This window comes from Ruegeria sp. D4 (assembly GCF_056534475.1).
This window is the reverse complement of the sequence record NZ_JBQFPJ010000003.1, coordinates 62,408-75,738: the sequence shown is the minus strand read 5'-3', so window position 1 is coordinate 75,738 and position 13,331 is coordinate 62,408. Positions and strand designations below refer to the sequence as shown.

Genomic DNA, 13,331 nt, shown 5'->3' with positions numbered 1-13,331 from the left:
GCCTGATCGGGGATCAGGCCTCGGCCGTTGGGCCGGGCGCGGCGCCTGACGGCGCCGCGCGGTTGTGCAATGGATCAGAGGATTTTCTGGCCGGTCTTGGCCCAGTCGGCCAGGAAGGTCTCGAGACCCTTGTCGGTCAGCGGGTGATCGGCCAGTTTCTTGATGACGGCGGGTGGCGCTGTGATCACGTCGGCACCGATGCGCGCGCTGTCGGTCACATGGTTCACGGTGCGGATCGAGGCGGCCAGAATTTCAGTTTCGAACCCGTAATTGTCATAAACCTGACGGATGTCGGCGATCAGATCCATGCCATCAAGGTTGATGTCGTCCAGACGTCCGATGAAGGGCGAGATGAAAGTCGCACCAGCCTTGGCTGCCAGAATGGCCTGGTTGGTGGAGAAGCAGAGAGTCACGTTGACCATCTGGCCTTCGTCGGTCAGCGTTTTGCATGTTTTCAAACCAGCCCATGTCAGCGGCACTTTTACAGCGATGTTGGGGGCGATCTTGGCCAGCTTGCGGCCTTCGGCGATCATGTCGTCGGCTTCGGTTGCGACCACTTCGGCAGACACAGGCCCGTCGACCAGATCGCAGATTTCCTTGGTCACTTCCAGAATGTCGCGGCCCGACTTCAGGATCAGCGACGGGTTGGTGGTTACGCCGTCCACCATGCCCAGATCGTTCAGTTCGGCGATGGCATCGATCTCGGCGGTGTCTACAAAGAATTTCATGAGGGCAGTCCTTTGATGGGTTGGCCTTGGTTGCGGATGGCTTTACCTCAAAGAGACCCATGCTGGAACCCCCTGCGAAGGATATGCCGTGAGCGCTAACGGATTTTTCGACGAAGGAGACCTGGTTGCGGTGCTGACGACGCAGCCGCTGGACCGGACGTTGGACTATAAGGCGCCCGAGGGTGGGTGCTTTCTGGGGGCGTTTGTCGAAGTACCATTGGGTCCGCGCAAGGTTCTTGGCGTGGTCTGGGGGGCGGGGCAGGGGGGCTTTGACCTTGCCAAGGCGCGTTCGGTCATAAATGTGCTCGAAGTTGCGCCGATGCGAGAGGAGATGCGCGTGTTTCTGGGGCGGGTGGCCGATTACACGCTGACGCCGATGCCCGCGATGCTGCGTCTGGCGACCCGCGCGCCGGGGCTGGGTGATCCGCCGTCTATGCGCAAGATATATCGCCTTGGCGAAGGTCAACCTGACCGGATGACGGATGCACGTACCCGCGTGCTGGAAGTGTTGCGCGACTATGGCGGGCTGGCCTTTACGCTGAAGGAACTGGCTGAACAGGCGGGGGTGACGTCCTCGGTCGTCAAGGGCTTGGTCAAGCAAGGCGCGGTTCGGGAAGAGGACAGCCCGCGAGATCTGCCCTATCCGCGTCTGGACCCGGATTTGCCGGGAAAGGAGCTGACAGATGATCAGGCAGACGCGGTCGCGCGGCTGCAAGCGGGGCAGCGGACGGGGAATTATGGCACGACGTTGCTGAAGGGCGTGACCGGGTCCGGCAAGACCGAGGTGTATCTGGAAGCGGTGGCCGAGACTTTGCGGCAAGGGCGGCAGGCGCTGGTCTTGCTTCCAGAGATTGCCCTGACTGCCGAGTTTCTGACCCGGGTCGAGGCAAGGTTCGGCGCGCGGCCGGCCGAATGGCACTCGGGTGCGACCATGACCGAACGCCGCCGGGTCTGGCGGATGGTCGGGCAGGGGGATGCGCAACTGGTGGTCGGCGCCCGGTCGGCGCTATTCCTGCCGTTCCGCCATCTGGGGCTGGTTGTTGTCGATGAGGAACATGATACCTCTTACAAGCAAGAGGATGGCGTGCATTACAGCGCCCGCGACATGGCGGTCCTGCGCTCGGCCATCTGTGGCGCGCGGGTGATTCTGGCCAGTGCCACGCCCTCATTGGAAAGCTGGGCCAACGCCGAGGCCGGGAAATACGAGCGTCTCGATCTGACGTCGCGGTTCGGGGCGGCAGTCCTGCCCGAGATGAAGCCCATCGACATGCGCACCGAACAGATGCAGACGGGAACGTGGATTTCCCCGTCCCTGCGGCAGGCAGTGCGGCAGCGGATCGAGAAGGGTGAACAATCGCTGCTGTTCATCAACCGCCGTGGCTACGCGCCGGTGACGCTCTGCCGCGCTTGCGGTGAACAGATTGCCTGTGATCACTGTGACGCGCGGATGGTCGAGCATCGCTTTTTGAAACGCCTTATGTGCCATCAATGCGGCGAAACCAAACCGATGCCCGAGACCTGTCCGTCCTGCGGGGTCGAAGGCAAACTGGCCCCGGTCGGGCCGGGAATCGAGCGGCTGGCGGAAGAGGCCGAAGCGACCTTTCCCGAGGCGAAGATCGCGATGCTCAGTTCCGACCTGTTCGGCTCGGCGCGGGCGCTGAAGGCCAAGATTGCAGAGATTGCCGAAGGCGACGCGGATCTTATCATCGGGACACAGCTGGTGGCCAAAGGGCACAACTTTCCAAAGCTGACGCTGGTCGGAGTTATCGACGCGGATCTCAGCCTGCATGGCGCAGACCTGCGGGCTGCCGAGCGGACCTTCCAGTTGATGCGGCAGGTTGCGGGTCGGGCCGGTCGGGCCGACAAGCCCGGGCAGGCGCTGTTGCAGACCTTTCAACCGGAACATCCTGTCATCCGCGCCATTCTGTCCGGCGATGAAGAAGGTTTCTGGAAGGCCGAGGCCGCCGGGCGGCAGGCGGCAGGCGTGCCGCCTTATGGCCGCATGGCTGGAATTGTTCTGTCGGGCCCAGAGGTCGGCCCGGTTTTCGACATCGGCAATGCCATGGCCCGCAATGACGCGCCGCTGCGTGACGTGGGCGCGCAGGTGTTTGGTCCGGCCCCGGCGCCCATCGCCCGCATCCGTGGCCGCCACAGGGTGCGGCTGCTGGTCAAAGCGCCGAAGGGCGCGCCCATTCAGGACGCCATCGCGCGCTGGATCGCGCCTTTGCGCCTGAAAGGCGATATCCGACTTTCCGTGGATATCGACCCGCAAAGCTTCTACTGACGTCTGCATCTGCGCAGGCCTGCTGTGCGCATGCCGCTTCCCTCTCGCCAAACTGTTCAAATGGGCGTAGAGGGAGTCCCATGCTGAAACCCATGCCGCTTTCTGAGGCGCAGAGCCTTCCGTTCTGGCGCCGTCCGGTCACGCTCCTTTTCGTGATGGCATTGACCATGCCCATCGCGTTCAACGCGTGGAGCGCGCTGTTGAACAACTTTGTCATCGAGGTGGCGAATTTTGACGGTGCGGATATCGGTTTGCTGCATACGGTGCGGGAAATTCCGGGCTTTCTCGCCGTCGGCGTGATTGCCGTGATCCTGTTCATTCGCGAACAGGTGCTGGCGATGATCTCCCTGATGCTGCTGGGTGTTGCAACGGCCGTCACCGCTTGGTTTCCCAGCCTTGGCGGGTTGCTGTTTGTGACGCTGTTCAGTTCGATCGGCTTTCACTACTACGAAACGGTAAACCAGTCGCTGCAACTGCAATGGTTGCCCAAAGACCGCGCGCCGCAAGTGCTGGGATGGCTGGTGGCGATGGGGTCTGCCTCGACTCTGGTGGTCTACGGCCTGATCGTTCTGACATGGGACCGGTTCGATCTGTCCTACAACACGGTATTCATGGCGGCCGGGGGGCTGACGGCGCTGCTCGGCTTGTTGTGCCTGGTCGCTTACCCGCAATTCGATGCGCTGACGCCGCAGACAAAGAAGATCATACTCCGCCGCCGGTATTGGCTGTACTATGCGCTGCAATTCATGGCCGGGGCCCGGCGGCAGATTTTCATTGTTTTCGCCGGTTTCATGATGGTCGAGAAGTTCGGTTTTGACGTGCACGAACTGACAGGGCTGTATCTGATCAATCTGCTGATCAACATGACCGCTGCGCCCATGTTGGGCAAAGCGGTGGCGATGTTCGGCGAACGCCGCACGCTGATTTTTGAGTATACCGGTCTGGCGATCGTGTTCGCGGCCTATGGCGGTATCTACTGGTTTGGCTGGGGCGTGCTGCTGGCCGCAATCCTATACGTGATCGACCACGTACTGTTCGCGCTGGCATTGGCGTTGAAGACCTATTTCCAGAAGATCGCCGACCCGGCGGATATTGCGCCCACGGCGGCGGTGGCTTTCACGATCAACCATATCGCGGCTGTGTTCCTGCCTGCATTGCTGGGGCTCCTGTGGGTTGTCTCGCCCGGCGCCGTTTTCGGGCTGGCTGCTGCCATGGCGCTGGTCTCGCTGGGTCTGTCCCTGCTGATCCCGCGTCACCCGGAACCGGGCAACGAAACCATCCTGTCGAAATACGCCCCCGCCCCCGCCGAATAGGCGCCAGCGCTTGACCTTGGCGGCCGGTGGCCCTAGGCGAAGTGCGAGATTGGACAGGAGGCCTCGATGCCCACATTCACTGCGCTCACGACACTGAACGGGAAGAAAGCCGCCGAAAGCCTGGGCGAAGCGATGGAGCGTCTGGACCCGGAACCAACTGGCGTGGGCGTGTTCGAGGTCGAAGACGACTCGGGCCTGTGGGAGGTTGGCGGTTACTTCACCGAAGCCCCCGATGAAACCGCGCTGGCCGTTCTGGCCGCTGCGTTCGGGGCGAAGCCCTTTGTCGTTTCGGAACTGCCCGAAACCGACTGGGTCGCGCATGTCCGCCGGGAACTGGCACCGGTCGAGGCGGGGCGGTTCTTTGTCTATGGCAGCCATGATGCGGACAAGCTGCCCGAAGGCCGTATCCCTCTGCTGATCGAGGCCGCGATGGCGTTTGGCACGGGGCACCATGGCACGACCCTTGGATGCCTCAAGGCGTTGGATCGGTTGCTTGACGAAGGGTTCTCGGCGGCGAAAGTGGCAGATATCGGCTGTGGCACCGCTGTTCTGGCAATGGCCGCCGCGCGGGTCTGGAACGGGCAGTTTCTGGCCAGCGATATTGACCAGGTCGCGGTTGACGTGGCCGAGGCCAACCTGAAGGCAAACGGGATGTCCGGTCAGGTGCTCTGTATCGAGGCGGCGGGCTTCGATCACCCCGAACTGCAATCGCATGCGCCCTATGACCTGATCTTTGCGAATATTCTGAAAGGTCCGCTGGTGGCTCTGGCACCGGAAATTTCAGCGAATCTGCGCTCTGGAGGCTACGCGATTCTGTCAGGGATTCTGAACGAACAGGCCGATGACGTCGTTTCCGTTTATTTACAAAATGGGTTCAATACCCATCATCGCGGCCAGATTGGTGACTGGACGACGCTGATCTTAAGCAAACAGGGCTAATTCAGGGCCATTTGCAGGAGTTTTGTGGTTTTTTGCCTCTTTTTTGTCGCAATCTGTTTCTACCGTCATTCAAGTCAGCGGGGGGCGGTTTTAGGAGGCTGCCATGACGGTAAAACAACTGGAGTTCGATCAGCGCGTCAATCGCCTGAACAAGAAGCACAGCAAGATGAGCCACGGCTATCGTGCGACGATGCGCAAGGATGGTCTGGTGGTGATGAAACCACAACGCGTCAGATCGGCGATCCCTGCAAAGGTTCTGCTGTTCTGCATCTGCGGGTTCTTTGCCTTCAAGGCGTTTCTGCTGTCCAGCCTTGGTCCGAACGGTTATGACCACCGCATTGACACCCTAAGCCAGGGCACCTCGGTTGAGCAGGCGGGAGCCTGGATCATGCAGGTGGACCCGATGACAGAGTTTCTCTCGGTTCAGCTTAACAAAGTCCTCTACTGACTTGGCCTGAATCAAAAAACACCGCGCTGCTTCTGGCTGCGCGGTGTTTTTTTTGCTCCGTAAAGGAGCTGTGAGTGGGCGTTTGCCGTCTTAGCGGCGGCCTTCGGCAACGACGTCGATGTCGCCACGGCACAGGCCGATATCTTCCAGTTCACGGTCGGTCAGACCGCTCAGCGCGTTGCGGGTAACGCGGGCGTCATTCCATTCGACAACGGCGTTGACGACCGCTGCGAAAGTTTCACCGATACGGCCAACGAGGCCGAACGAGCCAGTGGCGGTGCGGGTTGTGTCCAGTGCAGCCATATCCTGTTTCCTTCTGGTTTGTGTTACTGTCTAATCTTGCGATCTGCCGGGCATCTAGTGATGTCATATCGCCGGCACAAGAGCGGAATTTGCATGTGTCCTATGCAATTTCTGCAGAGCTCGAGTTTCCTTAAATTCCCTTAAATCATTGATGAATTTCTCTTTCATTAGGTGGCGGAAACAGGACATTCCGGGTCGCAAAAAGGGTCCATCCGTCGCCGTTGAGACAGGTCTGTCGTTTTTGGCCTTTGGGTCAATTCGCTTGGAAAATGTTCTTGCTTCGTGCTAGTTGATAAAAAAATCACACGAACCCGAGCAGGCCAAAGGCACAACATGCGAATTCTAGGCATTGATCCGGGGCTGAGAACCCTGGGATGGGGCATCATCGAATCGCATGGCAGCCGTCTGAGCCATGTCGCCAACGGGTTGTGCAAGTCCGACGGGGACGATCTGGGAGAACGCCTTTTGTCCCTGCACAACCAGATCGTCGAGGTCATAGCAGAGTATCGACCGGATCAGGCCGCGATCGAGCAGACATTCGTCAACAAGGACGGTGCCGGAACGTTGAAACTGGGTCAGGCGCGCGGCGTGGCGTTGCTGACGCTGGCGAAGGCCGGTTTGACGGTCGGGGAATACGCGCCCAACCGGGTCAAGAAAACCGTGGTCGGTGTGGGTCACGCCGAAAAAGAGCAGGTGCTGCATATGGTCAAGCTGCAACTGCCGGGGTGTCAGCCCAAAGGGGCGGACGCGGCGGATGCGCTGGCGATTGCTATCTGTCATTCCTATTACGGCGCGGCGCCTCAGGCGCGGATGAAAGAGGTGCGGGCATGATCGGAAAATTGACCGGGCGGCTGGATTATCGCGCGGCAGACCACGTGCTGATTGATGTGCGCGGGGTCGGCTATATCGTCTACTGTTCGGACCGGACCATGGCGGCACTACCGGGTGTGGGTGAGGGCGTCTCGATCTACACCGACATGGTCGTGCGCGAGGACCTTATGCAGCTTTACGGGTTTCTGTCGCTGGTCGAAAAGGAATGGCATCGCCTGCTGTGTTCGGTGCAGGGCGTTGGGGCCAAGGTCTCGCTAGCCATTCTGTCCGCACTGGGACCGGGCGGGGTCAGCCGCGCCATTGCGTTGGGTGACTGGGGTGCGGTCAAGGCGGCCAAGGGTGTCGGACCGAAGACGGCGCAGCGGATTGTGCTGGACCTCAAGGACAAGGCACCGGGCGTGATGGCAATGGGCGGCACGGTGACAGAGGCGATGAGCGGTCCCGAACTGGAAGTGGTCGAATCGTCCGAACCTGCACCAGTCGCCAAACCGGCGGTCAGGCCAGTCTCGGGTTCGGCTGCTGCTACTGCAGGGGCTTTGTCGGCCCTGTCCAACTTGGGGTATGGACCGTCCGAGGCAGCATCGGCCGTGGCCGAAGCCGCAGCCAACCTGCCCGACGCGGGTGAGGCGGAGCTGATCCGGGCCGCTTTGAAACTGCTTGCTCCGAAAGGGTGAATGAATGGTAGACGCCGATCCCGCCCTGCGCCCTGACCCGTTGCCGGAAGACAATGACCGTGCGCTGCGTCCGCAGGGGCTGGACGAATTTATCGGTCAGGCCGAGGCAAGAGCCAATCTGCGCATCTTCATCCAGTCAGCCCGCCAGCGAGGCGAGGCGATGGATCACACGTTGTTCCATGGCCCGCCGGGGCTTGGGAAAACCACGCTGGCGCAGATCATGGCGCGCGAGCTGGGGGTGAATTTCCGCATGACTTCGGGCCCCGTGCTGGCCAAGGCGGGCGATCTGGCGGCGATCCTGACCAATCTGGAATCGCGGGACGTGTTGTTCATCGACGAAATCCACCGCCTGAACCCGGCTGTTGAAGAGGTGCTGTATCCGGCGATGGAGGATTTCGAGCTGGATCTGGTGATCGGTGAAGGCCCTGCGGCGCGCACCGTGCGGATCGAATTGCAGCCGTTCACTCTGGTGGGCGCTACGACTCGCATGGGGCTTCTGACCACGCCTTTGCGCGACCGGTTTGGTATTCCAACGCGGTTGCAGTTCTACACGGTCGACGAACTGCACGAGATCGTCACCCGTAACGCGCGCAAGCTGGGTGCTCCGGCTGATGATGAAGGCGCGCGCGAGATTGCCCGGCGTTCGCGCGGAACCCCGCGGATCGCAGGGCGGCTGCTGCGGCGCGTGGTCGATTTTGCCATTGTCGAGGGCGATGGACGGATTACACGCGATCTGGCCGATGGTGCCCTGACGCGTCTGGGTGTGGACAACCTGGGGCTGGATGGCGCGGACCGGCGTTATCTGAAGCTGATCGCAGAGAATTACGCGGGCGGCCCCGTGGGAATCGAAACCTTGTCAGCAGCGCTGTCAGAAAGTCGGGATTCGCTTGAAGAAGTGATTGAGCCCTATTTGTTGCAGCAGGGACTGATACAGCGCACTCCGCGTGGACGGATGCTGGCGCAGAAGGCATGGACCCATTTGGGAATGGCCGCGCCCCGGGGGCAGAGCGATCTGTTTGGTTGATGCGGTGCGCCATGGGTTTTATGCCTTCGGCGAGAGTATTTTTGAAAAGATGAAGGGTCGGCCGTGACACCGGAAGAAATCAAAGCACTTTTTACGCGTGAAAACGGCGAGTTCCTGTTCGCGCGTTGGGGGCGACCGATCGTGCCGATCGTCTTTGGCGTCGAAGATGATACGCTTTCAGTGATCAAGGGTGCGTTCGAGGCGGTTGTCGCGCTGGCTGGCCACAAGATGGCCGAGACCGATCCGGAACTGGGCGCGAACTGCATGGTCTTCTTTTTTCGCGACTGGCAGGAATTGCAGGAGGTGCCCGATCTGGACCGTCTGATCCCTGATCTGACCCCTCTGGTCGGGCGGCTGATGGAGGCGGATGCCAACCAGTACCGTATATTCCGGTTCGAGGAGGACGGGACCATCCGGGCGGCGTTCGTGTTTTTGAAGATGGATGGCGAATTGTCCAAAATTCCTGCCGAAACGCTTGCGCTGGGGCAGGTGGTACAGACCGTTTTGTTGTGGTCCGATGCTGCGTTCCGGTCGCAGTCTCCGCTGGCCGTGGCTGGCGAGACGACAATTCTGCGCCCTGAAATCGCTGCGCTGATCCGGGCCGCCTATGATCCGATTTTGCCGGGAATGGCGCAGGATGCGTCCCACGCATTGCGATTGTTTGCGCGTCTGGAGCAGCCACAATGAAGCACGTCTTTCCCATTCGTGTCTATTACGAAGACACCGACATGGGTGGTGTTGTCTATCATGCGAATTACCTGCGTTTTATTGAACGGGCACGGTCGGACTGGGTGCGCAACCTCGGCAATGACCAGAACGCGATGCGGGATCAGGGGATTGTCTGGGTCGTGCGCCGGATCGAGGCGGATTATCTGTCGCCGGCCAAATTTGATGATGAACTGATCGTCGAGACCGAGATGATTTCGATTTCAGGAGTGCGCCTGACCATGGCGCAGCTTGTTCGGCGCGGCCAAACCGAGATTTTCCGCGCCACCGTGACCGCCGTTTGCATCAATAGCGAGGGCAAGCCGATCCGTCTTCCGGCAGAGATTCGCGCATTGATGTAACAATTTACTCAGCCGGGGTGGTTCTGTTGGCTTTTCGATATCAACTGCGTTAGCGTTTGGCAAAACAAGGCCAAATGGCTGTCAGGCAAAACAAAGAGCAGGTTCATGGAAGCTGAAACGCTGGCGCTGGCGCAGGAGATCGACTTCTCCATGTGGGGGCTGTTTGCCCGCGCGACATTTATCGTCAAACTGGTGATGCTGATACTGGTCGTTGCATCGTTCTGGTCCTGGGCGATCATCATTCAAAAACTGATCAATTACCGCGCAGCGCGACGCGAAGCGCAGGTTTTTGATGAATCCTTCTGGTCCGGCAATCCGCTGGATGAGCTGTTTGAACAGATCGGGACGCGACCGGACGGCAGTTCCGAGAAGATATTCGCCGCCGGCATGATCGAGTGGCGCAGGTCACACCGGACCGACGGCGGCTTGATTGCCGGCGCGACGGCACGGATTGACCGGTCGATGGATGTGGCCATCGCAAAAGAGGCGGAAACACTGCAAAAAGGTCTGCCCATATTGGCCACGGTCGGCTCGACCGCGCCATTTATCGGTTTGTTCGGCACCGTATGGGGCATCATGAACGCCTTTATTGAGATCGCCGAGCAGCAGAACACCAACCTTGCCGTTGTCGCGCCCGGTATTGCCGAAGCGCTTCTGGCCACCGGTCTGGGCCTGCTGGCCGCGATCCCGGCGGTGATTTTCTACAACAAGCTCAGCGCGGACAGTGATCGGATCGTTGGCGGGTATGAAGCCTTTGCCGACGAATTCGCCACCATCCTGTCGCGGCAGTTGGACAGCTGAGATGGGTGCGGCGGTTCAGCAACCCTCGGGCGGAAACGGCCGCAGGCGGGGGCGGCGGCGTGGTCGCGCCCAGCCGATGGCCGAGATCAACGTGACGCCATTTGTAGATGTCATGCTTGTGCTGCTCATCATCTTCATGGTGGCGGCCCCGCTGTTGACCGTGGGGGTGCCCGTGGACCTGCCCAAGACGGCGGCCAGTGCCCTGCCGGGTGACAATGAGGAACCGCTGACCGTAACACTGACAGCAGACGGGCGGGTGCAGATCCAGACCACGGACGTCGCGCGTGCCGATCTGATCGGAAAACTCAGGGCCATTGCGGTTGAGCGAACCAGTGACCGGGTGTTCTTGCGGGCGGACGGCGCAATTCCCTACGCGCAGGTGATGCAGGTGATGGGGGCGCTGAATGCCGGCGGGTTTTCGAATGTGGGCCTTGTGACCGATTCCGGCGGGCCGACATTTGACGAAGGTGGAGAGTGAGGCCGCGCGGTGGATACCGGCACCAAGATCTCGGCGATTGCCCACGTAGGTCTGATCGGATGGGCGCTGTTTGGCGGCACGTTCCGGTCCGAACCTTTGCCTATGGCCGTTCAGGAGGTATCTGTGGTCACGGCTGAACAGTTTGCTGCGATGACTGCGCAACGTGACGCGCCCCAGGTTCCGTCGCCGCCCGCTGAATTGCAGCCGCCTGAAGAGCCCGAAGTGGCCAACGCCCCTGAACCGACACCCGAAGAACAACCAGAACCCGAGCCGATTGTCGCGTCCGAGCCCGAGCCTGATCCTTTGCCCGAGCCGGTGGAAGCCCCGCCCGAGCCGGAAGTGATCGAACAACCCCCGACGCTGGACCAACCTGATCCGGAAGTCGCTGCGTTGCCGACGCCGGGTCCGGAATCCCTGCCCAATTCCGCTGACAAGGTTGCGCCCGAGCCGGTGGCCCCGCCGCCGCCCGAGGCAAAACCGGATGACATCGAAACCCCCGCCGTATCCCTGGATGAAGGGGCCGAGACCCAGCAGGAGCAACAGGATCAGACCGCGCCCGAGGAAGCCACGGATCAGATCGTGACCGAGGCGGAAGAGACGCAGGAATTGTCGCCCCAGACTTCCCCGCGCCCCCGAACGCGTCCCAGCCGCCCGCAACCTCCGGCCGAACCCGTGGTGGCCGAAGCCCCGGAAGCCCCCGAAGAACCGGCGCAAAGTGACCAGCAGGCCATCGAGGATGCGCTGGCCGATGCGTTGGGACAGAATGACGAACCATCGGGGCCACCGCTGACCAGTGGTGAAAAGGACGCGATGCGGCTGGCGGTATCGAAATGCTGGAATGTCGGATCGTTGTCGACGGACGCCTTGCAGACAGTCGTTGTGGTCGGCTTTTCTCTGACCCCGGATGGTAAGGTTGTTGGCGGCAGCTTGCAGTTGCTCGACAGCTCAGGCGGCTCTTCAGGGGCTGCAAAACAGGCCTACGAGGCCGCTCGGCGCGCTATTTTGCGTTGCGGAGCCAAAGGATACGACCTGCCTGCTGACAAATACGCGCAGTGGCAGGATATTGAGATTACATTCAATCCCGAGAGGATGCGGATCAAATGATGAAACTTCTGACCAGCCTCTTTATTGGCCTGACGCTTCTGTCGGCGCCGGTTTTTGCACAAAGCGGGCCGCTGCGGTTGGAATTGGATCAGGGTATTATCGAACCCTTGCCCTTTGCCGTTCCAAATTTCGTACCGGACAGTCCTACCGCGGCGCAATACGCGCAGGACATCTCGCGCGTTGTTGCGGCGGATCTGACTGGCACCGGGCTGTTTCGCGAAATCTCATCGGATGCGTTCATCAGTCAGGTGACAAGCTTCGAGGCCCCGCTTCAGTTTGCGGACTGGAAGGCCATCAATGCCGAAGCGTTGGTGACGGGCGCGGTCAACGTGTCAGGCAAAAAGCTGACCGTCCGTTTCCGGGTCTGGGATGTTTTCTCGGGTCAGGAACTGGGCAGCGGGTTGCAGTTTGCAGGCACCACGGATGGCTGGCGGCGCATGGCGCATAAAGTGGCCGATCAGGTTTATAGCCGGGTGACAGGCGAGGGCGGATATTTCGACAGCCGGGTTGCGTTTGTGTCGGAAAGCGGCCCCAAGGACCAGCGCCTGAAACGGCTGGCGATCATGGATTACGACGGAGCCAATGTTCAGTATCTGACCGACAGCTCTGCCATCGTTCTGGCCCCGCGCTTTTCCCCTACCGGCGAGCAGTTGCTTTACACAAGTTACGAAAGCGGCAGCCCCCGGATTTACGTTCTGGACGTGGGCCGGGTCAAACGGCGTGAACTCAAGACGCAGGACGGCACGATGAGTTTCTCGCCGCGCTTCTCGCCGGATGGGCGCTCGATCGTCTATTCGCTGATTCAGGGCGGTAATACCGACCTTTGGAAGATGGACCTTGCGTCGGGCCAAAGCGTCCGCCTGACGAACACGCCCGCAATCGAAACCGCCCCCAGCTATTCGCCGGACGGTTCGCAGATCGTGTTCGAAAGCGACCGCTCGGGCACGCCGCAACTCTACATCATGCCCGCCGGCGGGGGTGAGCCGACGCGCATCAGTTTTGGGCAGGGCCGGTATGGCACGCCGGTCTGGTCGCCGCGTGGTGACCTGATCGCCTTCACCAAGCAGAACAAGGGCCGTTTCCACATCGGTGTCATGCGTACGGACGGCAGTGAAGAACGCTTGCTGACCTCGTCCTTCCTGGACGAAGGCCCCACATGGTCGCCCAATGGTCGCGTGATCATGTTCACCCGCGAGACCCAGGGCGCAAGCGGACGGGCGACGCTGTATTCGGTGGATATTTCGGGCCGGAACCTGCGCCCGGTCCGCACGCCGGATGGCGGCAGCGACCCGTCCTGGGGGCCTTTGCAGAATTGATCGGGTCAGCGGATCGGCAAA

General features: G+C 60.9%; 15 protein-coding genes. 13 read left to right on the top strand and 2 right to left on the bottom strand.

Going from position 1 to position 13,331, the window contains the following annotated elements; genetic code table 11:
* Window positions 1-74: 74 nt before the first annotated feature.
* Entirely contained in the window at window positions 75-728 is a 654-nt protein-coding gene (gene fsa, locus ACR0MI_RS06290) for a fructose-6-phosphate aldolase (protein WP_170613342.1), read from the bottom strand.
* An 88-nt stretch (window positions 729-816) separates the two neighbouring features.
* Between fsa and ACR0MI_RS06285 the strand changes: the two genes are divergently transcribed.
* From ACR0MI_RS06285 to ACR0MI_RS06270, 4 genes are all read left to right on the top strand, one after another.
* Complete coding sequence (locus tag ACR0MI_RS06285) at window positions 817-3,012, top strand: primosomal protein N' (RefSeq protein WP_170816788.1); 2,196 nt, start codon at window positions 817-819, stop codon at window positions 3,010-3,012.
* A gap of 80 nt (window positions 3,013-3,092) precedes the next feature.
* Window positions 3,093-4,325: an MFS transporter gene (locus ACR0MI_RS06280; RefSeq protein WP_170613338.1), complete on the top strand. Its 1,233-nt coding sequence runs from the start codon at window positions 3,093-3,095 to the stop codon at window positions 4,323-4,325.
* 66 nt (window positions 4,326-4,391) lie between these two features.
* Window positions 4,392-5,264, top strand: a complete 873-nt coding sequence (locus ACR0MI_RS06275; protein ID WP_170613336.1) for a 50S ribosomal protein L11 methyltransferase — start codon at window positions 4,392-4,394, stop codon at window positions 5,262-5,264.
* Between the two features lie 103 nt (window positions 5,265-5,367).
* Entirely contained in the window at window positions 5,368-5,712 is a 345-nt protein-coding gene (locus ACR0MI_RS06270; protein WP_170613334.1) for a hypothetical protein, read from the top strand.
* Window positions 5,713-5,802: 90 nt separating this feature from the next.
* On the opposite strand, the gene ACR0MI_RS06265 is transcribed toward ACR0MI_RS06270, so the two are convergent.
* Window positions 5,803-6,015 (bottom strand): DUF1127 domain-containing protein, encoded by a 213-nt coding sequence (locus ACR0MI_RS06265; protein ID WP_170613332.1) that lies wholly within the window; start codon window positions 6,013-6,015, stop codon window positions 5,803-5,805.
* A gap of 333 nt (window positions 6,016-6,348) precedes the next feature.
* Between ACR0MI_RS06265 and ruvC the strand changes: the two genes are divergently transcribed.
* The 9 genes from ruvC to tolB all read left to right on the top strand — a co-directional run bounded on the left by ruvC (window position 6,349) and on the right by tolB (window position 13,310).
* Entirely contained in the window at window positions 6,349-6,846 is a 498-nt protein-coding gene (ruvC, locus tag ACR0MI_RS06260) for a crossover junction endodeoxyribonuclease RuvC (RefSeq protein WP_170613330.1), read from the top strand.
* Window positions 6,843-7,520: a Holliday junction branch migration protein RuvA gene (ruvA, locus tag ACR0MI_RS06255; RefSeq protein WP_170816789.1), complete on the top strand. Its 678-nt coding sequence runs from the start codon at window positions 6,843-6,845 to the stop codon at window positions 7,518-7,520. The genes ruvC and ruvA overlap by 4 nt, the downstream gene beginning before the upstream one ends.
* A 4-nt stretch (window positions 7,521-7,524) precedes the next feature.
* Entirely contained in the window at window positions 7,525-8,544 is a 1,020-nt protein-coding gene (ruvB, locus tag ACR0MI_RS06250) for a Holliday junction branch migration DNA helicase RuvB (protein ID WP_170807742.1), read from the top strand.
* A gap of 63 nt (window positions 8,545-8,607) precedes the next feature.
* On the top strand, window positions 8,608-9,231 hold the full coding sequence (locus ACR0MI_RS06245; protein WP_170613324.1) for an RNA methyltransferase: 624 nt from the start codon (window positions 8,608-8,610) through the stop codon (window positions 9,229-9,231).
* The gene (ybgC, locus tag ACR0MI_RS06240; protein WP_170613322.1) at window positions 9,228-9,611 is read left to right on the top strand and encodes a tol-pal system-associated acyl-CoA thioesterase; all 384 of its coding nucleotides are present in this window, start codon (window positions 9,228-9,230) and stop codon (window positions 9,609-9,611) included. The genes ACR0MI_RS06245 and ybgC overlap by 4 nt, the downstream gene beginning before the upstream one ends.
* 105 nt (window positions 9,612-9,716) lie before the next feature.
* The gene (gene tolQ / locus ACR0MI_RS06235; protein WP_170613320.1) at window positions 9,717-10,412 is read left to right on the top strand and encodes a protein TolQ; all 696 of its coding nucleotides are present in this window, start codon (window positions 9,717-9,719) and stop codon (window positions 10,410-10,412) included.
* Between the two features lies 1 nt (window position 10,413).
* Entirely contained in the window at window positions 10,414-10,890 is a 477-nt protein-coding gene (gene tolR, locus ACR0MI_RS06230; RefSeq protein ID WP_170613318.1) for a protein TolR, read from the top strand.
* A gap of 9 nt (window positions 10,891-10,899) precedes the next feature.
* Window positions 10,900-11,994 carry an energy transducer TonB family protein gene (locus ACR0MI_RS06225; protein WP_170613316.1) on the top strand — a complete coding sequence of 365 codons (1,095 nt, stop codon included), beginning with the start codon at window positions 10,900-10,902 and terminating at the stop codon, window positions 11,992-11,994.
* Entirely contained in the window at window positions 11,991-13,310 is a 1,320-nt protein-coding gene (gene tolB / locus ACR0MI_RS06220; protein ID WP_170613314.1) for a Tol-Pal system beta propeller repeat protein TolB, read from the top strand. Before ACR0MI_RS06225 ends, tolB begins: the two co-directional genes overlap by 4 nt.
* The last annotated feature ends 21 nt before the right edge of the window (window positions 13,311-13,331 follow it).

What these genes read in the sequence shown, in the direction of transcription:
- ACR0MI_RS06280 (WP_170613338.1), top strand. Translation starts at nt 3,093, where the DNA reads ATGCTGAAACCCATGCCGCTTTCTGAGGCGCAGAGCCTTCCGTTCTGG.
- ruvA (WP_170816789.1), top strand. Translation starts at nt 6,843, where the DNA reads ATGATCGGAAAATTGACCGGGCGGCTGGATTATCGCGCGGCAGACCAC.
- fsa (WP_170613342.1), bottom strand. Translation starts at nt 728, where the DNA reads ATGAAATTCTTTGTAGACACCGCCGAGATCGATGCCATCGCCGAACTG.
- tolQ (WP_170613320.1), top strand. Translation starts at nt 9,717, where the DNA reads ATGGAAGCTGAAACGCTGGCGCTGGCGCAGGAGATCGACTTCTCCATG.
- ybgC (WP_170613322.1), top strand. Translation starts at nt 9,228, where the DNA reads ATGAAGCACGTCTTTCCCATTCGTGTCTATTACGAAGACACCGACATG.
- ACR0MI_RS06270 (WP_170613334.1), top strand. Translation starts at nt 5,368, where the DNA reads ATGACGGTAAAACAACTGGAGTTCGATCAGCGCGTCAATCGCCTGAAC.
- tolR (WP_170613318.1), top strand. Translation starts at nt 10,414, where the DNA reads ATGGGTGCGGCGGTTCAGCAACCCTCGGGCGGAAACGGCCGCAGGCGG.
- ACR0MI_RS06275 (WP_170613336.1), top strand. Translation starts at nt 4,392, where the DNA reads ATGCCCACATTCACTGCGCTCACGACACTGAACGGGAAGAAAGCCGCC.
- tolB (WP_170613314.1), top strand. Translation starts at nt 11,991, where the DNA reads ATGATGAAACTTCTGACCAGCCTCTTTATTGGCCTGACGCTTCTGTCG.
- ruvB (WP_170807742.1), top strand. Translation starts at nt 7,525, where the DNA reads ATGGTAGACGCCGATCCCGCCCTGCGCCCTGACCCGTTGCCGGAAGAC.
- ACR0MI_RS06265 (WP_170613332.1), bottom strand. Translation starts at nt 6,015, where the DNA reads ATGGCTGCACTGGACACAACCCGCACCGCCACTGGCTCGTTCGGCCTC.
- ruvC (WP_170613330.1), top strand. Translation starts at nt 6,349, where the DNA reads ATGCGAATTCTAGGCATTGATCCGGGGCTGAGAACCCTGGGATGGGGC.